Origin of the sequence: Aquabacterium commune (genome assembly GCF_004362855.1) — a bacterium.
Taxonomy (GTDB): Bacteria; Pseudomonadota; Gammaproteobacteria; order Burkholderiales; family Burkholderiaceae_C; genus Aquabacterium; species Aquabacterium commune.
Map to the genome: position 1 here is coordinate 47,501 of NZ_SNXW01000012.1, position 22,984 is coordinate 70,484.

The 22,984-nt window shown below is 65.0% G+C and carries 23 protein-coding genes; 8 read left to right on the forward strand and 15 right to left on the reverse strand.

The annotated features are described in order from the left end of the window. Positions 1–103: 103 nt before the first annotated feature. Both EV672_RS16525 and EV672_RS16530 read right to left on the reverse strand, forming a co-directional pair. Positions 104–1,354 carry a hypothetical protein gene (locus EV672_RS16525; RefSeq protein WP_133611093.1) on the reverse strand — a complete coding sequence of 417 codons (1,251 nt, stop codon included), beginning with the start codon at positions 1,352–1,354 and terminating at the stop codon, positions 104–106. Positions 1,355–1,516: 162 nt separating this feature from the next. Further along, a complete protein-coding gene (locus EV672_RS16530) occupies positions 1,517–1,981 on the reverse strand; it encodes a nuclear transport factor 2 family protein (RefSeq protein ID WP_133611094.1) in 465 nt (154 codons plus the stop codon). Between the two features lie 181 nt (positions 1,982–2,162). On the opposite strand from EV672_RS16530, the gene EV672_RS16535 reads away from it, so the two are divergent. Further along, complete coding sequence (locus EV672_RS16535; protein ID WP_133611095.1) at positions 2,163–2,612, forward strand: hypothetical protein; 450 nt, start codon at positions 2,163–2,165, stop codon at positions 2,610–2,612. Here the strand turns inward: EV672_RS16535 and EV672_RS16540 are convergent. After that, on the reverse strand, positions 2,594–3,565 hold the full coding sequence (locus tag EV672_RS16540; RefSeq protein WP_133611096.1) for an MBL fold metallo-hydrolase: 972 nt from the start codon (positions 3,563–3,565) through the stop codon (positions 2,594–2,596). The genes EV672_RS16535 and EV672_RS16540 overlap by 19 nt on opposite strands. Before the next feature lie 164 nt (positions 3,566–3,729). Between EV672_RS16540 and EV672_RS16545 the strand changes: the two genes are divergently transcribed. After that, positions 3,730–6,681: a Tn3 family transposase gene (locus tag EV672_RS16545; RefSeq protein WP_133611097.1), complete on the forward strand. Its 2,952-nt coding sequence runs from the start codon at positions 3,730–3,732 to the stop codon at positions 6,679–6,681. Between the two features lie 19 nt (positions 6,682–6,700). Here EV672_RS16545 and EV672_RS16550 read toward each other — a convergent pair whose 3' ends face one another. From EV672_RS16550 to EV672_RS16560, 3 genes are all read right to left on the reverse strand, one after another. Then, positions 6,701–7,603 (reverse strand): hypothetical protein, encoded by a 903-nt coding sequence (locus tag EV672_RS16550; RefSeq protein WP_133611098.1) that lies wholly within the window; start codon positions 7,601–7,603, stop codon positions 6,701–6,703. Between the two features lie 42 nt (positions 7,604–7,645). Continuing rightward, a complete protein-coding gene (locus EV672_RS16555) occupies positions 7,646–8,932 on the reverse strand; it encodes a tyrosine-type recombinase/integrase (RefSeq protein WP_243738732.1) in 1,287 nt (428 codons plus the stop codon). Positions 8,933–9,247: 315 nt separating this feature from the next. Continuing rightward, positions 9,248–10,099: a sterol desaturase family protein gene (locus EV672_RS16560; RefSeq protein WP_133611099.1), complete on the reverse strand. Its 852-nt coding sequence runs from the start codon at positions 10,097–10,099 to the stop codon at positions 9,248–9,250. A 137-nt stretch (positions 10,100–10,236) separates the two neighbouring features. Between EV672_RS16560 and EV672_RS16565 the strand changes: the two genes are divergently transcribed. The 5 genes from EV672_RS16565 to EV672_RS16585 all read left to right on the forward strand — a co-directional run bounded on the left by EV672_RS16565 (position 10,237) and on the right by EV672_RS16585 (position 15,749). Further along, positions 10,237–10,863: a cation efflux transmembrane domain-containing protein gene (locus EV672_RS16565; protein ID WP_133611100.1), complete on the forward strand. Its 627-nt coding sequence runs from the start codon at positions 10,237–10,239 to the stop codon at positions 10,861–10,863. Between the two features lie 59 nt (positions 10,864–10,922). Then, entirely contained in the window at positions 10,923–13,925 is a 3,003-nt protein-coding gene (locus EV672_RS16570) for a heavy metal translocating P-type ATPase (RefSeq protein WP_243738733.1), read from the forward strand. Further along, the gene (gene lspA, locus EV672_RS16575; RefSeq protein WP_133611101.1) at positions 13,915–14,409 is read left to right on the forward strand and encodes a signal peptidase II; all 495 of its coding nucleotides are present in this window, start codon (positions 13,915–13,917) and stop codon (positions 14,407–14,409) included. Before EV672_RS16570 ends, lspA begins: the two co-directional genes overlap by 11 nt. Positions 14,410–14,539: 130 nt before the next feature. Further along, a complete protein-coding gene (locus tag EV672_RS16580) occupies positions 14,540–15,208 on the forward strand; it encodes a helix-turn-helix transcriptional regulator (protein WP_166643618.1) in 669 nt (222 codons plus the stop codon). After that, positions 15,168–15,749, forward strand: a complete 582-nt coding sequence (locus EV672_RS16585; RefSeq protein WP_133611103.1) for an MAPEG family protein — start codon at positions 15,168–15,170, stop codon at positions 15,747–15,749. Before EV672_RS16580 ends, EV672_RS16585 begins: the two co-directional genes overlap by 41 nt. A gap of 25 nt (positions 15,750–15,774) precedes the next feature. Here EV672_RS16585 and EV672_RS16590 read toward each other — a convergent pair whose 3' ends face one another. Further along, positions 15,775–17,694: a cytochrome c/FTR1 family iron permease gene (locus tag EV672_RS16590; protein ID WP_133611104.1), complete on the reverse strand. Its 1,920-nt coding sequence runs from the start codon at positions 17,692–17,694 to the stop codon at positions 15,775–15,777. An 83-nt stretch (positions 17,695–17,777) separates the two neighbouring features. Here EV672_RS16590 and cadR point away from each other — a divergent pair, with 83 nt between their 5' ends. Beyond that, positions 17,778–18,227 (forward strand): Cd(II)/Pb(II)-responsive transcriptional regulator, encoded by a 450-nt coding sequence (gene cadR, locus EV672_RS16595; RefSeq protein WP_133611105.1) that lies wholly within the window; start codon positions 17,778–17,780, stop codon positions 18,225–18,227. A 14-nt stretch (positions 18,228–18,241) separates the two neighbouring features. Here the strand turns inward: cadR and EV672_RS16600 are convergent, their stop codons facing one another. From EV672_RS16600 to EV672_RS16635, 8 genes are all read right to left on the reverse strand, one after another. Beyond that, positions 18,242–18,433 carry a hypothetical protein gene (locus EV672_RS16600; RefSeq protein WP_133611106.1) on the reverse strand — a complete coding sequence of 64 codons (192 nt, stop codon included), beginning with the start codon at positions 18,431–18,433 and terminating at the stop codon, positions 18,242–18,244. 6 nt (positions 18,434–18,439) lie between these two features. Continuing rightward, entirely contained in the window at positions 18,440–19,081 is a 642-nt protein-coding gene (locus tag EV672_RS16605; RefSeq protein WP_133611107.1) for a thiol:disulfide interchange protein DsbA/DsbL, read from the reverse strand. 95 nt (positions 19,082–19,176) lie between these two features. After that, positions 19,177–19,554 (reverse strand): DUF3703 domain-containing protein, encoded by a 378-nt coding sequence (locus EV672_RS16610; RefSeq protein ID WP_133611108.1) that lies wholly within the window; start codon positions 19,552–19,554, stop codon positions 19,177–19,179. A 317-nt stretch (positions 19,555–19,871) separates the two neighbouring features. After that, positions 19,872–20,117, reverse strand: coding sequence for a hypothetical protein (locus EV672_RS16615; RefSeq protein WP_133611109.1), 246 nt, complete (start codon positions 20,115–20,117; stop codon positions 19,872–19,874). A gap of 29 nt (positions 20,118–20,146) precedes the next feature. Next, on the reverse strand, positions 20,147–21,628 hold the full coding sequence (gene tnpC / locus EV672_RS16620; RefSeq protein WP_243738737.1) for an IS66 family transposase: 1,482 nt from the start codon (positions 21,626–21,628) through the stop codon (positions 20,147–20,149). 103 nt (positions 21,629–21,731) lie between these two features. Continuing rightward, the gene (gene tnpB, locus EV672_RS18745) at positions 21,732–22,055 is read right to left on the reverse strand and encodes an IS66 family insertion sequence element accessory protein TnpB (RefSeq protein ID WP_279536244.1); all 324 of its coding nucleotides are present in this window, start codon (positions 22,053–22,055) and stop codon (positions 21,732–21,734) included. 5 nt (positions 22,056–22,060) lie between these two features. Continuing rightward, positions 22,061–22,405 carry an IS66-like element accessory protein TnpA gene (gene tnpA / locus EV672_RS16630; RefSeq protein ID WP_133611112.1) on the reverse strand — a complete coding sequence of 115 codons (345 nt, stop codon included), beginning with the start codon at positions 22,403–22,405 and terminating at the stop codon, positions 22,061–22,063. 77 nt (positions 22,406–22,482) lie between these two features. Further along, positions 22,483–22,731, reverse strand: coding sequence for a hypothetical protein (locus EV672_RS16635; protein ID WP_133611113.1), 249 nt, complete (start codon positions 22,729–22,731; stop codon positions 22,483–22,485). Positions 22,732–22,984 lie beyond the last annotated feature (253 nt).

The following is a 22,984-nucleotide window of genomic DNA, read 5'->3' on the forward strand; positions in this document are numbered from 1 at the left end:
GCAGGCGTGAAAAAAGATGGGGTGTTGGTTGTGCAGGGTGGCAGGCTGCCGCTGCCCTGTGCGTCCAGCGCGGCTCCATGGTCGGAGCCGCGCGGCCTCGTTCTCAGGGTGCGGGCGTCAGGGTTTGGCCGTTCTCGACCGGGCTGATGCCCACGACGTGGCTGACGCTGCGGGTGCGGTTGGCGTTGTCGGTGACCCGGGCGGTGATCGTGACCGAACGCTTGCCCGCAGGCATCAGGAGCGATCCCCCCACCACCCAATCGGCCGTCGTCACGACATAGCCGTCAGCGTCCAGCTCGCTGCCGGCAACGTTGAAGATCGGCGCCAGGTTCGAGCCCGCCGGCACCACGTTGCCGTTGGGCTGACGCAAGGGCACGTCGAAGGTCACGTTCAGACCCGGGAAATTGCGGTTCGTGCCGTTGCTGGGGTGCGTGATCGGGTTCTGGATCTGGCTGCCATCCAGGATGGTTCCCAACACCGAGCGGGCCGCCGTGCCTTGGCCGTTTTCGCTGACGCCGATGCCGTGACGCGAGCGGTCCAGCGCCGCCACTTGAATGAAGAACAGCGAGGCATTCGCAGGCGGCGTCGGATTGCCGGTTTGCGGCCCAGGTGACACACGCGACGGCACGCGGGGCGCGATCATCGTCACCTCCGGTCCGTCCGCGTCGTCGATGCCGTCATCGAACACATCGATCGGAAGGGGCGTCAGTGCCTGCCCCGATGTGATACCGCCGCGCAGCACCGCCATCGAGACCCGGTCGAATCCGATCCGACCGGCGGTGTCGACCACGGCGGTGGTGATGTTGAAGCGGCTCGTGTCGAGCGGCAGCGATTCAAGCACGTGCCAGCCCAGCCACAGCGTCACGCCCGCGCCCGGCGTGTCGTCAGTGCCCAGGATGTTGAAGAGGTTCGCCAGGTTGGTGTTCTTCGGGATCACGCCACCGTCGGGCTTGACGAGGTCGGTGTCGAGGAAGACATAGAGGCCCGGAATGTTCGGGTTGATCTGGCCGAGCAGCGCGGTGTTTCTGATGTTGAGCGACTCTTTCGCGGCGATCGGTGTCGCGTCGCGCGTGACGACCTCGATGTTCAACACGAAGCCGGTGCCATTCACGCTGCCTGCGCCAATGCGGCCTTCGCCCGGCACGATCTGCGAATCCGCCAGCGGCGAGACGATGCGTGCGATCGGTGCGAGGTCGCCGCGTGCGCCCATGCCGTCGCGTATCTTGGTGATGTTGGTGTAGGTCAGGGATTCAGCGCCGTCTGCGGCGTGGCCGGGCAGTGAAGCAAGGCCTGCCGCGGCCGCGAGAGCAGCGTGCATCAGCACAGCCGAAAATTTGGAAAGCGGGTGTCGCATGGGGAACTCCTGGGGGGATGGGTGAGCAGTGGCTCGACCACTGCAAACGGGTAGACGCACGGGCGCTTGCGGGTATTCCGTTGTCAACTGCGGGGAATGAACCCGAACGACGCAGGTGCGCACCGCCCCCGGTCTGGCCCGGTGCGGCGCGGCGCTGGTGGATCAGTAGGTCGCGGTCTTGCCGGCGGTTTCGGCCGTGGCTGCCAGGGCGACGTTCAGCTTGGGGTCGATCTGCCACGTTTCGCTGACGATCTTGCCTTCGCGGTAGGTCAGCACGTAACGCACCTTGATCGGCTGCTTGCCTTCGAAGACGACGTTGGCGGAGACCGTCGAGCCCTTGGGGTTGGCCGATTCTTCGATGGAGCCGATGGTGAGCTTCAGCGGGCCGACGGCCTTGCCGAACTTTTCCCAGGTGCCGCGGATGGCGTCGGTGGTGGCGTAGGTGCCGTCCAGCGGGCCGCCGACCCAGTTCAGCTGGGCCTGGTCGGCGTAGGCGCGCATCACGATCTGGGTGTCGCCCGAAGCGATGGCCTGGAAGTGCGTGCGGGCGTCGTCGGAAGGGGCGGCGAAGGCGCTGCCAGCGGCAAGCGTCAGGGCGGTGGCGGCAAAGGCGAATGTCTTGAACATGGAGGGCTCCGTTGAAGGCTTGATGTGAAGTGAGGGGTGGTCGGTGGTGGATGAAGGGTCCATGAGGTCCCGACACATGGGCAGACGGCGCCGGCAGGCGGTCTATTCCGGTCCACGCAAAAACTTTTTCTGTCACGCCATCGGCAGTTGACCCGCCCGACACGCTCCACCAATTGCTCCGATGAAGCGAACCCTGACCTTCCTGCTGCTGGCCAGCTTGTTCACCGCCGCGACCGGTGCGCTGGCGCAAGGCATCACCGACCCCATTGGCGACCTACTGCCCACGTACATCGGTCCGCAGAACGGCGACGTGGATGTGGCGAGCGCGTTCGCCGGCTACGACCCGGCCAGCGACACCTTCAGCTTCTCGGGCACCTTTGCCGACGCCCTCGGCACCACGGCGGGCGCCTTCTACTTGCGGGGCCTGGACCGCGGTGTCGGCACCGAAGGTTTCGTGAGCGGCAGCCCATCGGGCGGCCAGCGCATGAAGTTCGACGCCGCCGTGTTCCTGCGGCCCGACGGCATGGCTCGCGTGATCACCTTCGTGGGGTCGGTGGGCACGGGCGTCGAACTGGGGGCTGGTACCGGCACTATCGCCGGCGGCTGCGCGCCTCAGGGCGCCAGCCGCTGACCGTCTTGCGCAAACACCACCCCGCCGGCGTAGTGCGCGGCAATCGACGCCTTGACGGCATCACGCTGCGCGTCGAGCGCAGGTGACAGGTGGCTCAGCAGCAGCTGGCCGGCGCGCACCGCATCGGCCACTTCGCCGATGGCCTTGGGTGGCGTGTGCAAGGTGTACAGCACGTCGGGCGAGCCGGGTGGGTCGAGCACCACGCTGTTGAAGACCAGCAGGCTGGTGCCTTGGGCGATTCGCCGCAGACCCGCCAGCCCGCTGGCGTCGATGTCGCCGCTGAAGGTGATGCTCTTGCCGGCGTGGTCGATGCGGTAGACCACTGCCGGTGCGTCGCGGTGGTGGCCGGCCACGGCGCTGATGCGCAGGCCGCCCTCATCGAACACCGTGTGCACTTCGGGCAGGGCTGACGCCGTGGCGGGTGCGTCGATGTCGTTCACTTGAAAGCGCAGCGGCGCCGAGAAGTCCTTCAGGTAGCCGAAGGCGCCCTGCTTGCCGAACAAGAGGTCGATGAAGCGGCTGGTGGCCGGGAAGTCGGCATCGTCGGCATCGAGCGCACGCCGCCCTGCCGGCCCGAAGATCTTGAAATCGACCGGCCCGCGGTTGGACACCGCACGGGCCTTGAAGAGGCCTGGCAGTCCACCGGCATGGTCCACATGAAGGTGCGTCAGCAGCACGATGTCGGCCCGACCCAGCGCCAGCTTGGCTTCACCCAGGCGCACGAAAGATCCCGGGCCGGCGTCGACGAAGACACGCGCCACGCCATCCACCAACACGGCATAGGCCGAACCCGCACGGCCGGTGGCACCCGGGCCGCCCGAGCCCAGCACCACCAGTTCCAGCGCCGGCGGGGCGGCCGTCTGGGCCTGGGCGGCGAATGCGGCGGGCAGCGTGCAAAAGGCCAGACAGATCGAAGCCAGTTGGCGCCGGCCAGGGTTGGCAAGAGTTTTCATTCGATCCTTTGTGCGGGCGGGAGGGGTGATCTCGGTTTAGGTGCACAGACTGGGGTTAAGGGCTGCGGGTATTCCCGTAATTGTTTCCCGTCTCGGGCGTGACAAACGCGTTAGGTAGTCTCCTGCGCCAGGCCTGACAACGCCCGGGCCGTGAGGAGACGCGTTTGCCCAGTTTCCACTTGCGGTTCGTCGGCCGGGATGTTCTTCCCAAGACTCTGTCTGCGCGCGACGTTGAAGAGTCGTTTGGCCTGAGCGCTGACGATCTCCTCGAACTTAAAGACGGGTTCCGGGGCAACGCCCGCATCGGCGCCGCCTACCAGCTGGTGGTGCTGCGAGCCACAGGCCGCGCCCCTGATGCGCTGACCGGCATCCCGAAGGCGCTTCTCGCCTACATGACCTCAGCCATGGGCATGCGGGCGACGGACATCGCCTCACTCGCTTCCTTGTACAAGGACGCTCACACCAGCGGCCAGCACAAGGAATGGGCAAGAACTCGCGCTGGCTTCCACCTCGTCGACGACGACGTCAAGGCCACCCTGCTCGACTCGCTGCACCGACTGTCGGCCACCGCCATCTCAGTCGACGACCTGGTCAAGCAAGGCGAGATGTGGCTCTACGAGAAGCGGCGAGTCTTGCCCAGCGACCGCGTGATCCGAGACCTTGCGCGCGAGGCCTTCGCAGCCCATGAAGCCGCAGCGATCCAAGCCGTGCTGACTGGCGTGCCGGCCGCCAATCGCAGCGCCGCGATACGGGAGCTGTTTGCCAAGCGACCCGGCCCCGGCAGCGTCACCATCCTCGAATGGCTGCGCACCTCGCCTGGCAAGCACGGCCGCGCCACCCTCAAAGAGATCATCGAGAAGATCCAGTGCGTCAAGAAATGGGACACCGAACAGTGGAAGCTCGACGGTGTGCCACTGGCGCGGCTAAGGGCCTATAGCCAGGAGGTGGTCGCTCGCGCGCCGTCCGACACCAAGCGTCTCAGTGAACAGCAACAGGCCTTGCAGCTGTGCGCTTTCATCTACGTCACGCTGCTCGACCTGAACGACATGGCCACCGATGTTGGTGGCCGCTGCGCCGTCGACCTCAATCGCAAGGCCTCCGGCCGAGTGATGCAAAAGCAAGCCGGCACGGCCGTCGACCTTCGTGCCGAACGTGTGAAGGTCAAGTCCATCCTCTACGACGGCCAGCTCAAGGACAAGGAGATCGTCGCCGCCCTGCGGGAGTTGATGCCGACGGATGAGCCGGATTTCTCCGGCACACGGGCGTCGCTGATCCGCGAATCCCTCGTGAACGACGATGCGCCGCGCGTCACCGCGCTGTTGAACTCGCTGTCCATCCTGGACATCCGCGGCGCCGACGACGAGAAGGCGATGCAGCAGCTCCAAATGCTGAAGTCTCTCAACGAGCGCGGCGCTACCACCCTGCCCGACGACTTCGACCTGTCGATGGCCGATCCTTCGTGGCACAACCTGCTGGCGGACCCCGATCGCAAGAAGGCACTGGCCGCCCTCAGGGCATGCGCGATGAATTCCATCCGCAAAGGCGTCAACGCCGGCAACCTCTGGATCGCCCATAGCACCAAGCACCAGAGCAAGGAGCAGCAACTGATCCCGCCCAAGGAATGGGAAGAAAACTCCAAATCCCTGATCCGGGCGCTGAGCTTGACCGACGACCCGGACAAGTACCTGGAGCGCGTTCTCACCCGCCTGAATGAATGCATCAAGCAGCTTGGCGAGTCGATAAGGAATGGCATCGTCACCGTCGACAACAAGGGCGAGATGCACATCGATCCCATCCAGGCGCTGGAGGTCGAGCCGGAAGTTTCGCGGACGCGTGACACCATGTTCCAGCAGATTGGCGACCAGCAGTTCGCCGAAATGCTGGTCGAGGTGGACGCAAGAACCGGGCTGAGCGAGGTGCTGCTGGGCCGCCAGGCCAAGACCTTGGACGAACTCAAGGCGCTGTACGGCGCGTTGTTTGCGCATGGCACCGAGAACACGGCCAAGGGCGTGTGCGCCATGATCCCGGGCCTGCAGGTGCCCCAGATCACGGCGGCCATGCGAGCGATGGAGGCTCGTGGCCGGCTGCGGGACGCGAACAACCGAGTCGTCGAGTTCCAGCAGTCCTTCCCCATCGCTTCGCTGTGGGGAAGCGGCGAGAAGGCCTCGGCGGACGCGATGACCTTGGATACATCCCGCCACCTGCACAGCGCGCGGGTCGAGCATCGCCGCAAGACGCACGGCATCGGCATCTACGTCCACATGAGCGACACGTGGAGCCTCTTCTACGACCAGCCCATCGTCCTCAACGACCGCCAGGCCGGCAGCGCCGTCCACGGCGCCGAGGCGTACAACGTCTCTCGCCGTGAGGATCAGATCCGACTACAGCTGCTGGCGGTGGACACCCATGGCTATACCAATGCAGCGATGTCGATCTCCAAGCTGCTTGGCTTCGACCTGTGCGTGCGGTTGCAGCGCTTGTCCGAGCGCAAGATCTATTTGCCTTGGGGCACCCAGGTGCCCGAGGACCTGGAACGGCTGAACGTCGGCAAGGTGTCGTTGAAAAAGATCCGTGAGGGTTGGGACGGACTGCTGCGGCTGATCGCCTCCATCCGCCAAGGCAAGCTGACGGCCCGAGAGGCGCTCTCGCGGCTCGGCAGCGCGGCCAAAGGCGACCCGGTGCATGCGGCCGCCGACGAGCTCGGCAAACTGCTGCGCACCATCTTTCTGTGCGACTACTTCACCAACCCAGAGTTTCGGCGCGAGATGCATGCCTTGCTGAACCGTGGCGAGTCAGTTCACTTCCTCGCGCGGGCCGTCTACCACGGTCGCATCGGCGTCACGCGCGCCCGCCGCAGCGATGAGCTGATGGCCATCTCCGGCGCCCACACGCTGCTCACCAACGTCGTCATCGCCTGGAACACCATGAAGATGCAGGAGGTAGTCGACACGTGGCGCGCGAGGAAGGAGCCGACCGAGGACGCCTGGATCCGCCGCATGGGGCCCGTGCACTTCGAGCACATCAACTTTCGGGGGATCATCTCGTTCAACTTCGACCCCTTTGCGGACACCTTGTTGGCCAAGCAGCCGAAGAGGCGAGCCCACGCCGCTGCCTAAGCGGCCGGCCGGGAGGTCATCAGCCGAGGCCTTTTAAGAACGCGTTGAACCGCTGTCGGTCTGCTGGCTCTTTGAGGATCTCCTCGAACGGGCGCAAATTTTCGACAGTCAGCAACTCATGGCCTGATCGAATGGCTGCTTCAGCTCGGTCGAAGCCGGCATCGACCGAATTGACCCACTTGGACCAACGCATGACATCCGCGGGCTGCATCGTGTCGACGTCCGATCCCTCCAGAGCCTTCAGATTGGTGTCCAGGTCGACCATCAACAGCTTGCGCAGGTTGTTCTCTTCGCGCAGTGCTTCCAACCCCCGGATCTCCGCGATCGGCTCCGTGATCATGTGCGGTCGCTTTACCCGATTGCCGCCGGCCTCGGCAATCTGCGTTTCCCGCTCGGTCGCTGGGCGGTCCTTCGTCAGGAGCGACTGGCCGTTCTTGAGCATGGCGGCAACAGCGCGCACGATGTCGCTCGGCACTCCTCGGGCAGACTCCAACAGCGGTCGTGACGTCTTGTAGACCCACGCGCCGGCTCGATCACCATCAAGGACGTCCTTCAGTCGCTGCTGCGTCTCGTCGAGTCGCAGCAGGAAGTTCCCCACGTTCTCGCGGGCCAGCTTCTCGCGCATGTCTCGGTCGAACCGAACCGCGAGGTTCTCGAAATCGACACCGAAGTAGCGCTTCCCGCAGTCCTTGCCGATGTTGGTCTCGCGCCCTGACTGGGTGACGACCAGATAGCCACGGTTGTGCGGTGTGTGGCAGTTCGACAAGCCGCAGCGGATCTGCGCCTGAAAGGCGTACTGGCCGATGATTGAACTCAGCTTGTGTTGAGACGGATCCAGCTCATCTGAATAGCCGGGACGGCCTTCAATGTCGTCCCATGACTCCAGCCGTACCAGCTCTTTTGCGGTGTTCAGAACGATCACTTTGACAAGCCTTTTGTTTTGGATCCGGGACGGTCACCGGGATCAGTCCCAGGTCGCGTCGGTCGCAGGTTCGTGCAATGACGCCTCAAGGACGCAACTGCAGCTGCTGGCAGTGCGAAAAAGCTCGTCCAAGAGCTCCAAGAGAGTGTCGTCCAAGGCTTCGCGGTCCTGGAAAGGCACTCGAAGTTCAAAACGCCTACCGTCCTGGTCGATCGGCCGCACCCCGTACTTGTTCAGGTGCATTGCTTGGATCTGCTGCTGGGCGCGCTCCGTGCCCTTGCGTGAGCCGCCCGGCTTGGTCAGGAGCATCCGCAGGTGAATGACGGCGACCGGTGCGGGCGACGGGGCCGCCGGCGCTGTTGTGGCTGCGGGCTCCGGCGCAGACTTCGCAAGGCCCTGCTCGAACTTGGCCTTAAATCGATCCTGGGACGCGTCGATGTAGCGCACCGCCGTGCCGACGTCGCGCCAGCCGACGTGCGCCATCAGTTCCTTCACGTCCCAGCCACTGGACGTGGCCCAGTTTGCGAAGCCACGCCGCATCGAGTGGCTCGAATACGAGCTGGCCGCATCGACGCCGGCGTCCTGCAGGATCCTGCGCAGCAACGGGATCACGGCTTGAGGTTGCATGGCACTGTCCGAGACGTTGCCCCACATGTCGATAGCCGGGAACACAGGGCCCGATTTCAATCCACTGGCTTGGATCCAGTCCACGTACGCATCAACCGGGCAAAGCCGAGACAAGGCTGGGCACGCGAACTCGCGGTCTTCTCCTTCCGCCACCGTCTTGGTGCGCCGTGGTCGCCAGGTCCATCCGACACCGCGCCGTGCCTCGACCTCCTCGATGCGCATGCTGGTGAGCTCATCGGCGCGAAATGCTCGCCAGAAGCCGAGCAACAACAACGAACGGTCGCGCGTGCGGCGCAGCACCTCGGTCTTGCGGCCGAGCTTGCCGGCCGTGGCTTGTGCCGCCGATAGCCAGTCTGACACTTGCTCCAGAATCTCTAGCTCCAGGGGCTTGGCTCGCTTCTGGGCCGTGGCGTGCTTGACCCTCACCCCCTTGAAGACCCGCTGGACCAATGCGGACCGCGTGGGATCGGGGAAGCCATGGTCGGCATGCCACCGGGACAACGCGGCCAGGCGCTGGCGCAGCGTGCTGATGCTCAGCGTCGTGGCGTGTTCGGCCAAATAGCGGGCGACGCTGTCACTGGTCGCCGGCAGCAAGCCTTTCCAGGTCGTCTCGAAATGCTTGATGGCATTGGCATAGCTGCGGACCGTGTTTTCGCGATCCGCGGCAAGGACGTAGTCCTGGATGGCGCCTGGGCCATTCACTGGTGCTCCCCTTCCTTCGTCAGGGCCAGCCGTCGTATGTCGTGTGCGCAGAAGTCATGCATGAGGGTAGAGCCGGAGCAATGCAGTTTTAGCTCAGGTCGCAAATCATAGACATCAGCAGTTCTCAGCGGCGTCGGCCACCAAGCGTAAGACGCAGCCGCGGACAGCCCCCGCACCGCGACCGCCGGCGTCGTCGCAAGCGCCTAGGCACGGCTCTGCGGCCAAAACATGATGACGGACATGCCGCCGCGGCTGATGTCCGCTGGAATGAAACGCGGCAGCGCGCGGTCTTTTGCAAGGCTTGTGCGGGCGGGTTCATTCCACAGCTTGGTGTCCGGTTCTCCTGAACGGGAAAGCCAACTGGGCGGTGTAGCTCACCGGCACGGGATTGCCCCCGATGCCAACCGGTCCAAGCGGTGGCGTGGGTCGGTGAAAGGTGCCAAACAGGTGATCCCAAACCAGCCAGAACTCGCCGAAGTTGACCTGCGCATCCTCGAAGCGCTCGCGGTGATGCCAGCGATGTACCTCCGCCACTGCGACCAGGTAGCGCAGTGCACCCACGCGGTAGTCAAGGTTCGCGTGCTGGAACGCCAGGTGGACGGCAAGGACGACAAACCACCCGCCGACAACTTCTGCCGGCGCGCCCAGGATCCCAAGGATCAGGAGCCCCGGACCAGCCATGATTGCGGCATGCAGAGGGTGCCGGCGTTCACCGTTGAGCCAGTACAGGCGGCGCGACGAATGATGGATGCTGTGCAAGCGCCACAGCAAGCCGTGCCGGTGGCTCAGGCGGTGCACGGCGTAAAGGGACAGGTCAAGCGGCAAGCCCGCCAGAAAAACCTGTGCCAGGAACGGCCAGTCCGACGGCCACCACAGCCCGCTCCACCCAAGCTGGCCGCGCATCACGACGAAGCCCAAGATCGCCCCGTGCATGACCAGCAAGTTGACGATCGCGTGGGCGACGTCTGCTGGAAAGTCACAGTCCGCGCGCTGCCACCGCCGTTCGAACGGCAAAAGCCGCTCGAAGATTGCGACTGCGGCCATGCCCGACGCAGCCAAGACAGCCAGCCATGCCAGCGGATAGTTCTGCTGGCCGGTCCACGCCACGCCCGCAATCACCAGTGCCATGGCCAGGGGATAGGCGCCAAACCTGACGAGTCGTTTCATTTCATCTCCTGCCTTTTGGTTGCGAGCAGTCTCGTCACGCGGTCTGCGTTCGGCTTGAACAAACGAGCTGTTGCGTTGCGCTTGACACTCCACCGACTACAGGTTGTGAAATCGCCTGCAGCACGGAAAGGACTGCGATGACCGAGAAGCAAGCCGACGACGAAGGCTCAGGTCTGGATGGGAACAAAGCGGCCGACCGCAGCATCTTGTGGAAGGTGCTGCTCATCAATCTTGGCCAGTGCATCGCCGGCGTCACGGTCGGCTTGATGGCGTCCTCCACGGCGGTGATCGCCGCCGCGCTCGACAACCTTGCCGATGCCAGCGTCTACGGCGTCAGCCTGTACGCCGTTGGTCGCTCGGCAACGATCAAGGTTCGTGCGGCCCGGCTTTCGGGCTGGCTGCTGATCGGCTTGGCGGTGCTCCTGCTGGTCGAGGTGTTGCGCCGGTTCTTTGGTGGCGAACCGCCGCTCGGCCCGGCCATGATGGCCATGGCGGCCGTCAACGCAGCGCTCAACCTGGTGTGCCTGCGCCTCCTCAAGCGGCACCGCGGCGAGGATGTGAACTTCAAGGCGTCGGCCATCTTCACCAGCAACGATTCGATCGTGAACCTGGCCATCGTGCTGTCCGGCGCACTGGTCATGTGGTGGGGCTCGAACGTGCCCGACCTGGTACTCGGACTGGTCGTCTGCGGCATCGCCGCCAACGGCGGCAGGGAGATCCTGTCGGAAGCTTCAGAAGCTGCGGATCAAGACGACGAAAAATAGACGCCTTGACTCTCTACTCGCTACAGGGTGTGCAATCACGGCAGATCAACGGACGCACCATGACAACTCAAAAACAGCTCCCTGGCGCCAGCTCGGCCGGCAGCGCCACCTCCTTCAAGATTCCGAACATGGATTGCCGCAACGAGGAGGCAGCGATCCGTGCACGGCTCGCCGAGATCCCTGGCGTCGAGTCCTTGGCGTTCGATCTGCCGCAGCGTCGCCTCACTGTCGTGCACACCCTCGCCACGGTTCAGCCGCTGCTCGACGCTTTGACGGGCATCGGCATGAAAGCGATTTTGGAGGTCAGTCCCAATGCCGATACGTCATCGTCTTGCGGCGCTCCATGCGCATCCAGTTGCGGTGCCGCTCGTATCGCCACATCGACTGCGGCGTTCACCGTCTCGAACATGGATTGCCGCGACGAGGAAAAGGCGATCCGGGCCAGGCTCGAAGGGCTCGACGGCGTGAAAGGGTTGTCTTTCGACTTCCCAACACGACGGCTTGAGGTGTCTCACACCCTGCCTTCGTCTGAGTCGATCCTCACGCAGCTTCGCGAGATCGGCATGGATGCCCGCCTGGCCGGGGCGGTGGTTGCACCTGCCGCAACGCCGGTCGCCAAAGTGCCGCCACCTGACAATGCGATATCCGCTTGTTGCCCGTGCGGCACGTCGACAACGACGCTATCTCGGTCCGCCACCGGCAACACGACCCAGTTCGTCATCACGAACATGGACTGCCCCACCGAGGAAGCGCTGATCCGCAAGCGCCTGGGCCGCGTGGAGGGCGTCGACCAACTCGACTTCGACCTCATCAACCGCCGGCTGGCCGTTCAGCACCGCCTGGGCGACCCCGCGCCGGTGCTGGACGCATTGCGCGACATCGGCATGAAAGCCACCGTCGAGCGGGAGGCCGGCGCGAGTCCAAAGGGCCAGGCCATCTACCTGATTGAAAAAATGGACTGCCCCACCGAGGAGGCACTGCTTCGCAAGGCCTTGGAAGGCCTGCCAGGCGTGACTGCCCTGCAGTTCGACCTCCTGAGCCGCAAGCTGACCGTTGCCCATACGCTGGACGACCTGGCGCCAGTCACGGCGGCCATCGGCCGGCTGGGCATGTCGCCCGTCCTGCAAGACAGCAGCCAGCCGGCGCCACCCGTTACCCGCGAGTTCGGATCTGGCATCTCGAAGACGCAGTGGCTGAAGATGGGAGCCGCCGGCGTCCTTGCGCTCGGGGCTGAGGCCATGGCATTCGCCGGCCTCGGTGAGACCTCCTTGCCCGTGGTCGGCGCCTCGTTGGCGGCCATCGCCTTAGGGGGCGTCGAGACCCTCAAGAAGGGATGGATCGCGCTGCGGACGCTGTCCTTGAACATGAACTTGCTGATGACGATCGCCGTGATCGGCGCAGCGCTCATCGGACAGTGGCCGGAAGCTGCCGTGGTGATCTGGCTGTTCGCCATCGCCGAGATGATCGAAGCGCTCAGCCTTGATCGCGCTCGCAATGCGATCCGCAGCTTGATGGAACTGGCGCCAGAAACGGCCCTGGTCAAGCAGCCGGATGGCCGCTGGGAAGAGGTCAAGGCCGAGACCGTCGAGTTGGGCGCCCTGGTGCGGGTGCGCCCGGGCGAGCGCATCGCGCTGGACGGCGTCGTCCAATCCGGATCGTCCGCCGTCAACCAGGCTCCGATCACGGGCGAGAGCATGCCCGTGGCCAAGCAGGTCGGCGACACCGTCTTCGCAGGCACGATCAACGAACGCGGCACGCTCGAGTTCGAAGTGCGTTCACGCAAGGGCAACACCACGCTGGATCGCATCGCGCGGTCGGTGCAGGAGGCGCAGGGACAGCGCGCGCCCACCCAGCGTTTCGTGGATCAGTTTGCAAGCATCTACACGCCGGTGGTATTCGCGCTGGCCGTGGGCATCGCCGTGATTCCGCCTCTGTTCTTTGGCGGTGTCTGGTTCGACTGGGCCTACAAGGCGCTGGTCATGCTGGTCATCGCATGCCCGTGCGCCTTGGTGATCTCGACGCCGGTCACGGTCGTGAGCGGCCTCGCTGCAGCGGCTCGCAGAGGCATCCTGGTCAAGGGTGGCCTGTACCTTGAGCAGGGGCGCCTGCTGCGGGCGGTGGCGTTGGACAAGACCGGGACGCTCACGCATGGCCGCCCCGCGTTGACGGACAACTTGCCCATCGGTGAACTGTCGCCCGCGCAGGCGCTCCACATTGCCGCCAGCATCGACGCCTTGTCGGAGCACCCCGTGGCCACGGCCATCGTGCGAGCCTATGGAGATCAGCCGCACGCCGATGTCCAGAACTTCGAGGCGTTGGCAGGCCGCGGCGTCAAAGGCGATATTGCTGGCCAGACTTACTACATCGGCAACCAGCGCCTGGCCACGGAGTTGGGCGTCGCTTCAGAGGCAGTCAAGGCTCAGCTTGAACAGCTGGAAGCCCAGGCAAAAACTGCCGTGGTGCTGTCGACTGACAAGGTCGCGCTCGCGGTGCTGGCCGTGGCCGACACGGTGCGTGACAGCAGCATGGAGGCAGTCGCCTCGCTCAAGCGACTTGGCGTGGAGCCGGTGATGTTGACGGGCGACAACAGCAAGACCGCCGCGGCCGTGGCTGCGCTGGTGGGCATCACCGACGCGCGCGGCGATCTGCTTCCCCAGGACAAGCTGGAGGCGATCGAGAAGCTTGCGGCCCAGGGTCCCGTCGGGATGGTGGGGGATGGTGTCAACGACGCACCGGCCCTCGCGAAGTCGAACATCGGCTTTGCGATGGGCGCGGCCGGCACCGACACCGCCATCGAGACGGCCGACGTCGCGCTGATGCAGGACGACTTGCGCAAGCTGCCCGAATTCATTGCCTTGTCGCGCCGCGTGGGCGGCGTGCTCAAGGCCAACATTGCCTTCGCGATCGGGACCAAAGTCATTTTCATGGTGCTGGCCTTCACCGGCCATGCGAGCCTCTGGTTGGCCATCCTTGCCGACATGGGCGCGAGTCTGGTGGTCGTGTTCAATGGGCTGCGGCTCCTGCGCAGTTCCAAGCCAGAGGATCGAAGCCATGGAGCCTGACCGCGGCGCTCGGCAGGGCTTTGTGCTGGCTGCGACAGTTCTCGGCGCGGATCTGGCGACGAAGGCGGCCATCGTCGCGACGGTGGACTTCGGGGCGACGCATCAACTGGCGCCCGTGCTGAACATTGTGCATGTGCTGAACCGCGGCGCCGCCTTCAGCTTCCTGCACAACGAGGGCGGCTGGCAACGCTACTTCTTCATCGCCATCGCGCTGGCGGCTTCGACGTTCCTCTTCGTCATGCTCCGGCGTGCGTCCACCTCGAACGCTGAGCGGATCAGCTTTGGATTGATCCTGGGAGGCGCGTTGGCCAACATGTTCGACCGTATCGGCCGGGGCGCCGTCGTCGATTGGATCGACCTGCATTGGGGTCCGCATCACTGGCCGGCTTTCAACATCGCGGACATCGGCATCACGGCAGGCGCGGCACTTCTGGTGACGTTCGAGCTTTTCCGCAGGAAGCCAGCTCGACAGACGGATGCCTGATGCTGGGGCGCTTTTCGACCGCCCGCTGTTGAGCATCGGCCGGGGATGGGCTGTCTACGTGGGGCCCGTCTTGCCTGGGCGCCCCCATCGGCACCAGGCTGCCCAGTTGGCGTGGTGCCCGACGGGGACCGTGAAACTCGAAGGTGCCTGGGGCACGCTGGATGCGCCTGGCCATGTTCTGCCCGCCGGCGTGCCGCACCGTATCCTGGCCGCACAGCCCGTTCGCATGCTGTTCGTCGACACAAACCTGCTGACCGGTGACGCGTCGTTGTGTTCAAAGCCTCATGTGAGAGCCTTGACCGCCACCCAGGCGACCGCCCTGGAAGGCGAATTGATGGACTGGCTTGAGAAGCCCCCATCAGGAGCGCCAGACGAGCGACCCCTCCCAATGGAGTCCGGGCGCTGGCCGGCGGTACTTGAATGGCTTGAGCAAGCGCTGGAGGCCCCGGTACGTGTCGAGGACGCGGCTGCCGCCGCTGGGCTCTCGCGCTCGCACTTCATGCATTGGTTTCGGGAGGCGTCCGGTTTGTCGTTTCGGGCGTTCGTCCGGTGGCTGCGCCTGCAGCGTGCCGTGCGCACCCTTGCAACCGGCGCCACGCTCACCGAGGCGGCGCATCTCGCCGGCTTCGCGGACAGCGCCCACCTCAGCCGCACCTTCGTCGCCACGTTCGGGGTACCCCCGGCACCGCTGCGCAGCGCCCACATCGTGTGCACTGACACCGTCCGCCCACCGATAAGCTATTGGCCAGGAGCCCTCGATGTCAAAGACCGTTCGCAACAGGGTGACGCTGTCGGGTGAGGTCGACCTGGTCGCCGAGCAGCGACGCATCCTGCGGAGTGCCGCATGGTCTGCCTTGCTGTGCGCGGCGGTGCTCACAGCGTCCTGCTGGTTGCTGCCACGGTTCTTCCAGCCGCCCGAGGCGCTGGCCGAACGCATCGCCTTTGCAGTCCAAGCCGACCTTTTGGTGTTGGTCTGGCTGCTGGTCGCCGTCCGCATGGTGTCGTCGGGACGGTACCGTTCAGCTGACGACAATCGGGGTTCGGCCTTCTCAGCTCCCAGTCCTGCGCTCGCCATCAAGGTGGCGTTTCTCCAGAACACCCTGGAGCAGGTCGTCCTTGCCGTAGGAGCACACCTGGCGCTTGCCACCCTGGTGTCCGGTGCCTCACTGTTTTTTATTCCGGCGGCGGTGTTGCTGTTTGGCATTGGCCGCATTGCCTTCTTGCAGGGATATCCGAAGGGCGCGGGTGCACGGAGCTTCGGCATGGCGACGACCGCCCTCCCGACAGCGGCCGCCTTCGCCTGGGCGATCTACCTGATCGGGCGTGATTTGTTGACCTGAAGGGGCGCGCCGCATGCGTCCCAGTTCAAGCAGCAGACCGTCGGGCTTGCACCGCGTTGATGCTGAACCCGGCGAGGGCGATGAGCAACACGACCACCTGCGCGATTGCGGTCTCGGCAGTGGGGTAGATCCCCAACACCTGAACGTGGGGCCAGGGGATCGGGTTGGCTGACACCCAGCCCGCCTCCTGCAAACCACTCATGCCCTTGCCGGCCAGGATCACGGCGATGACAGCCACGGCGATGGAGCTGACCGCGAAGAACTTGCCGATGGGCATACGAGCGCTGGTGCGCAGCAGCAGCCAAGCGATCACTGCCAGCGCAGCGACCCCGCACGCCAGGCCGCCCAGCAAAGCGCCCTCGTGGCCGTCTACCGCGAGTGCCGAGAAGAACAGCACCGTCTCGAACACCTCGCGGTACACCGCGATGAACGACAGGCCAAACAACGCCCAGGCCGAGCTGCGCGACATCGCCAACGACATCTTCTCCTTGAGGTAGGCCTGCCATCGCCCGGCGCTGCTCTTCTGATGCATCCACAGACCGACCGCCAGCAACACCACCGCAGCGAAAAGCGATGACAAGCCTTCCGTGACTTCGCGGCTGGCGCCGGAGATGCCGACGACGTAGGTGGCGACGGCCCACGTCAGGCCGCCAGCCGCCAGCGCCGACACCCACCCCGCATGCACATGCGGGAGCACCTCCGTTCGGCCAGCCTTGCGCAGGAACGCAATCATGCCGACGACGATCAGCAGCGCCTCGACACCTTCGCGAAGCAAGATGGTGAGGGCGCCGACGAACGTCGTCGAAGCGTCCGATGCGCCGGCTTCCAGTTCCTTCTCAGCCTGGCTGAAGAGACCGTCAAGCCGCGTTGCTGCGGCTTCTGCCTCGGCCAGCCGGCCGTTGCCCAGCGCCGCCCGGTAGGCCAACATGCTCGACTCGATCTCCGTCATCAATGCCTTGTTGCGCGCCGACAGCTTGGGCTCCAGTGGCTCGAAACCGTCCAGATAGGCCGACAAGCCGAGCTGGGTTGCCTCAGCCGAGTTACCCGCGCGGGCAGCTGCAAGGCTTTCCTGAAGCTTCGCGCGAGCCAGGGCCACGCCGCCGTTCGCAGTTGCCAGCGCAGCGCTGTCACTTCGCAGGTAGGCCATCAGGTCCCGCGCATCGTTGGCGCCCATAGAAGCCGTCAGGCTTTCCTCCGTCTGGGTCGTGAGTTCCGCGAGATTCGTCATCCGGGTCTTGGCACGCGCATCCCTCTGCCACAGCGCCGCGCCGCGCTCACGGGCAGCGTCATCGTTCGCCATCGTCCCGACGTACCACGCCAGCGCCCAACGATCATCGTCAGACAACGCGGTGAACGCCGGCATCGAGGTCCCGGGCACGCCTTGGCTGACCACCTGATACAGCGCCATCAGGCTTCGTGTGGCCGCCCGCTCGCGATCGGTAAAGGCGATCGGCTTGGGGTCGAGGTTCGGCGCGAGAGGACCGTCGCCGTTGCCCGCGGCTCCATGGCAGCTTGCGCACTGTGCTTGGTACAGCGTCTGGCCCAGCCGTATCTCCGGCAACTTTCTGGGTGCCACGGGGACCGGGTAGGCCGCCAGCAGGAGGCTGGCTGCGTGCCGGGCCAGCTCAGCCACTGACTTGGGGTCCTCCTTGCGTGCCACTGCCTCCCGCAACCGCTGCGCAGCTGTGAGCAGTTCGGCTTTGCCGGCGGCGTCCGGCAACTGCTTCGCTTGCTCCAGTGCGCGGGTGGCGAATTCTTCCATCTCGGCGTACTCCGCCGCGCTGACCACGGTGCCATTGCTGACGGCGCCGCTGTAGTCGACACCCACGTAATCGATTAGCTGCCACAGCTGGCGCACGGCTGGCTCAGGCACTTCAGCGTGACCGGTCACCGGGCCAATGAGGAGAAGGCAAAGGGCAGCGTGGCGTAGGAAAGTCAGCTTCATGATGGTAATGATTCTCGTTACCATCATTAGAAACCCTAAAGCGGGTTTAGAGTCAACGCATTTAGCGACTACGTCAGGTTCCTATGAAGATCGGCGAACTGGCCACGGCGACCGAAACCGCCGTTGAGACCATCCGCTTCTATGAGCGCGAGGGGCTGCTGAAGGCGGCGGCTCGGTCACAGGGCAACTTCCGGCTGTATGAGATGGCCCACCTCGAGCGTCTTCAGTTCATACGCTACTGCCGTAGCTTGGACATGTCGCTCGACGAAATACGCGTGCTTCTGCGGTTCAAGGACGAGCCAGAGGAGGCGTGCAATGGCGTCGATGCGCTCCTTGAGGAGCACATCGAGCACGTCTCGAAGCGCATCAAGGAGCTGAAGTCGCTCGAACAGCAGCTCAAGGACTTGAGGCTGCGATGCAGCTCAGATCGTCCCGCCGAGCAGTGCGGCGTGCTCTCAGGCCTCGCAGAAGAGGCCAAGAAATCTTCGGCGCTGAGCCGGCGGGGGCATTTGAAGTCAGTTCATGGCCGTTGAGCTGGCGGGGATCGCTACCGCTTGCCATGCCGGCTGCGGCGTCGCTGTTCGCGCCGTTCCTCCCGCCGACGTCGCCGCCTGACGCTGTCTTGGTGAAAGTAGTACGCGAGCAAGCCCACGGCAGCGACCATGAACGCAGCCGAAGTGCCGAGGATGTACTTCCATAGAGCCGGGTTGGCCTCGGGCAGCCGCTCGAGCCAGCTCATGGGGTCTCAGGTCTTGGCAGCGCGCCTTGCCTCGCCGATCAAGAACTCCGCGACGGCCAAAGCCTGCTCGTTCGATCCAGTCATTGAGCCAGAGGTGAGCCACCGTCCATCGACACCCAGCGACGGTGTGCCCTGCACGCCGTACCCTGTGGCAAGCGCGTTGGCCTGCTTGGCCTTCGCCGCAACGGCGAATGAGTTGGCGGCGTCCACCAAGCGTGAAGGCTCGACCCCGTTCTTCTTCGCGAACTCGGCAATGCCTTCGGGCTTGTCGAGCCGCTGCTTGCCCATGTGGATGGCCGTGAAGACCTTCCCGTGAAGCTGGTCGACGAGGCCGAGCTGTTCGATGGCAAAGAACAGCTTCTGATGCGTCGCAAATGATTCCCGGAAGGCGATGGGAACGCGGCGGAGCACGACGCCAGCGGGCAGGCGCTTGTGCCATGCCTCCAGCGCCGGCTCGAACATGAAGCAGTGCTCGCAGCTGTAAGCAAAAAACTCCACCACCTCGATCTGGTTGGGGGCTCGCGTAGGCTGGCGCGGAGAAACGCTTGAATAGTGTTTGCCCGCAACGGGTCGCTCTTGCGCGTGAGCAACGACCGGTGAAGCGAGCAAGGTGGCAATCGCAACCTTAGAAAATTTGCGGCGGTCCATATTCAACTTCGAGAGTTCCAACTGGCCGATCGTCGACCATGAAGCGACTACAGAGTCAAGTCAAAGCGCGATGCGCGCCCGGCACGGCTTCCGGATCAGACCGAGCGACGGCTTGCCCCACCTGAAGCCTCAATGGTGCGAGCCAGATCAGGCGCGATTGGCAGCGGCTTGAACGGACTGATGTTGGCGCCACCCGTGTTGCCGCTCGGAACCCAACCCAAGACCGTCTTTGTTGCTGCACCAACGATGCGGAGCACCTGTCCTCGAGCCTCTTTCCAGACGCGGTGCTTCACCGCCCAAACCAGCATCAGCACATGCACCCTGACGTGGTGGAACGTCGACGTCTGGCCCAGCACATGGGCGCGCTCGAGATGGGCGAAGCTGGCTCCGGCCTGGCCTGCATCATCAAGACGCCGGGCAGCGGCGATTGCACGATCAACATGTGGTGCGATGCGCTTAGAGAAATGGGTCACAGGAAATCCTTTCAGGCGGCGACGTGCGCCAGTTCATGGCCGAATTCCAATCCCTGTAGCCGCTACAGAGTCAAGCAGTTTCACGGCCAGGGCGGATAAAGGTGCGCCGTGACCGCGCATGCTTGCTCGGCAACGTGCCGCGCAGCATCACTTGATCGCGAATCGCAGGTTCGCCTCCTGGCAACCTTGAAGATTCACCGTGGCGACGATCTTCCTGCCGGGAACCACCTTGAAGCTGCCGCCCGGCCTGCAGGCGGCCGGCAGCCGGCTTGAGCTCGACGACCGATTGTTCGTAAGCGTCCGGGGAACGCCTCTGCCTAGCTTTGCGATTCGGCTTCGACCCAGACGGTTTGACCGGGGTGATGCTCTTCGATGGTCCCGATGGCGTCGGGAATCAGTTCGCGGTCTCCGAGCTCGTAGATGAACCGACTGACGTTCGGGCGTTCCAGTGCCTCGTAATCGGCCTCCGTAATCGCGTCGCTGCCGCACCAGATGGCTTCATCGGCCTTGGCGGTGCGAAGCACATCAGCCAGGCCAGCGGGCGTGATTGCAAGGAAGACCATAAGACGTACCTATGCGTTGGTGGCGCGAGCTAGACAGTCTGCCACTGGTGAGGCAGAAGTTGCTCTATGCAGCTGGCGGGGTGCGTGGGCAGCCGCTGCAGCACGTCGCGCAGGTAGGCATAGGGGTCGAGCCCGTTGAGCTTGGCCGATTGGATGAGGCTCATCACCGCAGCAGCTCTTTTGCCCGCGCGCAAGCTGCCGGCGAACAGCCAGTTCTGCCGCCCCAGCGCAATGGGCCGGATGCGGTTCTCCACCCAGTTGTTGTCGATGGGCAGGTCCCCGTCATCGAGGTAGCGGGTCAATGCTGCCCAGCGCTTGAGGCTGTAGTCGATGGCCCTGGCGGTGGCTGAGCCATCCGGCACGCGCTGGCGCTGCTGCCGCAACCACTGGTGGAATGCATCAGCGAGAGGCCGAGCTGCTTGCCGGGCTTCAAGCCTGGCTCGGCTGTCGGCGTTGGTCGCTGCTCGCTCAACCTCGTAGAGCTGGCCGAAGAACTTCAGCGCCTGCTCGCCAACCTGGCTGCCGTGGTTGGCCCAGAGCTCATGGAACTTGCGCCGGGCGTGCGCCATGCAGCCGACCTCCGTCACGCCCAGCTCGAAGCAAGCCTTGTAGCCGGCGAAGTCGTCACAGACGAGCTTGCCTTGCCAAGCTGGCTTGCCTGGCGTCCCGGGCAGTCCGAGGAAGTCGCGGGCGTGCTGGCCGCCTCGGCTGTCGGCGAAGTCGAAGACGACGGCCTGCAGCGGGCTGAACTGCGTGCTGCAGTAGCTCCACAGGTAGGCGCGATGTGTCTTGCCGTGGCCGGGCTTGAGCATGGCCACCGGCGTCTCGTCGGCATGCAGCACCGGCTGGCGCCGCAGTTCAGCGGCCAGCGCGTCCACCAGCGGCTGCAGTTGCACGCCGCACTCGCCGACCCACTGCGCCAGCGTGGAGCGAGCGATGGCGTGGCCGGCGCGCTCGAAGATCGCTTCCTGCCGGTACAGCGGCAGGTGGTCCAGGTACTTGGCCACCAGGACCTGGGCCAGCAGGCCCGTCGTCGGCAGGCCCTTGTCGATGATGTGCGGGGCGACCGGCGCCTGCACGATCCGCTCGCAGCACTTGCACACCCACTTGCCGCGGATGTGGCGCTCGACGGTGAAGACACCGGGCTGGTAATCGAGCTTCTCGGCCACGTCCTCGCCGATGCGCTGCATGGCCTGGCCACAGCCGCAGGTGGTGTTCGCGGGTTCATGGCACACATCGCGACGCGGCAGGTGTGTCGGCAGCTTCTCGCGCCGAGGCTGTTGCCGCTCACCGGTGACCCGACTTGGCTGCAGCGCCTCAATCTCGGCAGCCACTGCCGCCAGGTCGCTGTCCAGAGTCTCGTCGAGCAAGCTCCTCTGCTCGGCACCGAAGCGTTCGCTCTGCGCTGCGAACTTCAGCCGCTTGAGGATGGCGTTCTCGTGCGTGAGCTTCTCGATGACAGCCTGCTTGAATGCACCGTCTGCGCGTGCAGCCCGCAGGGCATCGCGCAGTTGGTGGGCATCGAGCGTGTCGAGGTCGTCGGCAATCACGAGTGGTGATGCTGCCTGCCCCGCGCCGCGCCGGCCATCGGCAGATGCAGCAATGGACGCGCGGCTACAGCAGCGTGATGACGCCGGCCTCGCCGACGCGCTGCCAGGGCAGGCCAAGCACCAGGGCGTCGAACTGAGTGCGGTTCAGGCTCAGCGTGCCGGTCACGTCGCGAGGCCAGACGAAGCGGCCGGCGTTGAGGCGACGGGCCGCCAGCCACACGCCGATGCCGTCATGCACGAGCACCTTCATCCGGTTGGCTCGGCGGTTGGCGAAGAGGTAGGCGTGGTGGGGCCGGGCGGCGCCGAAGACGGCCACCACGCGTCGCAGGGCAGCCTCTGTGCCGGCTCGCATGTCCAGCGGCTCGACCGCCAGCCACACCGCATCCACCCGGATCAACGCAGCATCTCGCGCAGCCAGGCAGCGCAGGACGCAGCGCCCGCCATTGGCCAGCGAACCCGTACATGGACGAGGCCTCGCTGCAGCTCCAGCTCGATGGACTGCGGTGGCTCGCATGGTGGCGCTTCGGCGACCACTGACACCGGGACGAATGCAGGGGAGACACCGGGCTCGCCATCGTGCCCGGCCAAGCGCCGCCACTTGTGCACGAGGTTGGCGTTGAGTCCGTAGCTCATCGCCACCTGGGCTACGGACGCACCAGGCGCCGCGCATGCGGCAATGACTTGGCGCTTCAGGTCTGTATCGTGACGCCGGCGACTGGCCGGCTTGGCGTCTGACATGGTGTCCACCTAGTTGCTTTGGTGGACACCATCCTGACCATCACGGGCGAGCCGTTCAAGATGGGTTCGCTGGACGCTTACGATTGTTCGGCGCCGCTGAGGATCGTCGCTTTGGCGCGGGCGCCCCGCAGGCTGACGCGCTTGCCCTTCTCACGGGCATGCAGGGTGATGGCGTCCGGCTTGGCGACGAGCTCGTACTCCGTCGGGTCCGACTCGGCCACGATGCCGCCGTGCAACGGCTTGTGGTCGTGACCATGCTCGTAGGCGGTGTAGGCGGGGCCGGCCACGGCGATGAGGGCAGCGGCGAGGGGAGCGAAGAGTTTCATGGAGGACTCCTGTTGGGATGGGTGGTTCTGACCTACAGGGCTTCCGCCTTGCGGTCGCTGGCCAGGCGCTTCGCATCGCGTCGGCCGAACAGCCAGAACAGGGGTGATGTTGGTTTCGATGCCAGAACTGACGGTTTGAATTTCGCATAAACCCATAGTGGCTACCAGCGCCTGGTCGCGGCCCGAGCCGCAGGTAGCCGAGACGCCAGCGAGCGGTCGATTCACAGACCGTCACTTCCCGCACCGTGAACCA

Bases quoted from the DNA above. Each gene is read 5' to 3' on its own strand.
- EV672_RS16605 (WP_133611107.1), bottom strand. From the start codon at position 19,081: ATGGACCGCCGCAAATTTTCTAAGGTTGCGATTGCCACCTTGCTCGCT.
- tnpA (WP_133611112.1), bottom strand. From the start codon at position 22,405: ATGTCAGACGCCAAGCCGGCCAGTCGCCGGCGTCACGATACAGACCTG.
- EV672_RS16565 (WP_133611100.1), top strand. From the start codon at position 10,237: ATGACCGAGAAGCAAGCCGACGACGAAGGCTCAGGTCTGGATGGGAAC.
- EV672_RS16535 (WP_133611095.1), top strand. From the start codon at position 2,163: ATGAAGCGAACCCTGACCTTCCTGCTGCTGGCCAGCTTGTTCACCGCC.
- EV672_RS16525 (WP_133611093.1), bottom strand. From the start codon at position 1,354: ATGCGACACCCGCTTTCCAAATTTTCGGCTGTGCTGATGCACGCTGCT.
- EV672_RS16560 (WP_133611099.1), bottom strand. From the start codon at position 10,099: ATGAAACGACTCGTCAGGTTTGGCGCCTATCCCCTGGCCATGGCACTG.
- EV672_RS16590 (WP_133611104.1), bottom strand. From the start codon at position 17,694: ATGAAGCTGACTTTCCTACGCCACGCTGCCCTTTGCCTTCTCCTCATT.
- EV672_RS16530 (WP_133611094.1), bottom strand. From the start codon at position 1,981: ATGTTCAAGACATTCGCCTTTGCCGCCACCGCCCTGACGCTTGCCGCT.
- EV672_RS16635 (WP_133611113.1), bottom strand. From the start codon at position 22,731: ATGAAACTCTTCGCTCCCCTCGCCGCTGCCCTCATCGCCGTGGCCGGC.
- EV672_RS16615 (WP_133611109.1), bottom strand. From the start codon at position 20,117: ATGGTCTTCCTTGCAATCACGCCCGCTGGCCTGGCTGATGTGCTTCGC.
- lspA (WP_133611101.1), top strand. From the start codon at position 13,915: ATGGAGCCTGACCGCGGCGCTCGGCAGGGCTTTGTGCTGGCTGCGACA.
- cadR (WP_133611105.1), top strand. From the start codon at position 17,778: ATGAAGATCGGCGAACTGGCCACGGCGACCGAAACCGCCGTTGAGACC.
- EV672_RS16570 (WP_243738733.1), top strand. From the start codon at position 10,923: ATGACAACTCAAAAACAGCTCCCTGGCGCCAGCTCGGCCGGCAGCGCC.
- EV672_RS16600 (WP_133611106.1), bottom strand. From the start codon at position 18,433: ATGAGCTGGCTCGAGCGGCTGCCCGAGGCCAACCCGGCTCTATGGAAG.
- EV672_RS16540 (WP_133611096.1), bottom strand. From the start codon at position 3,565: ATGAAAACTCTTGCCAACCCTGGCCGGCGCCAACTGGCTTCGATCTGT.
- EV672_RS16585 (WP_133611103.1), top strand. From the start codon at position 15,168: ATGTCAAAGACCGTTCGCAACAGGGTGACGCTGTCGGGTGAGGTCGAC.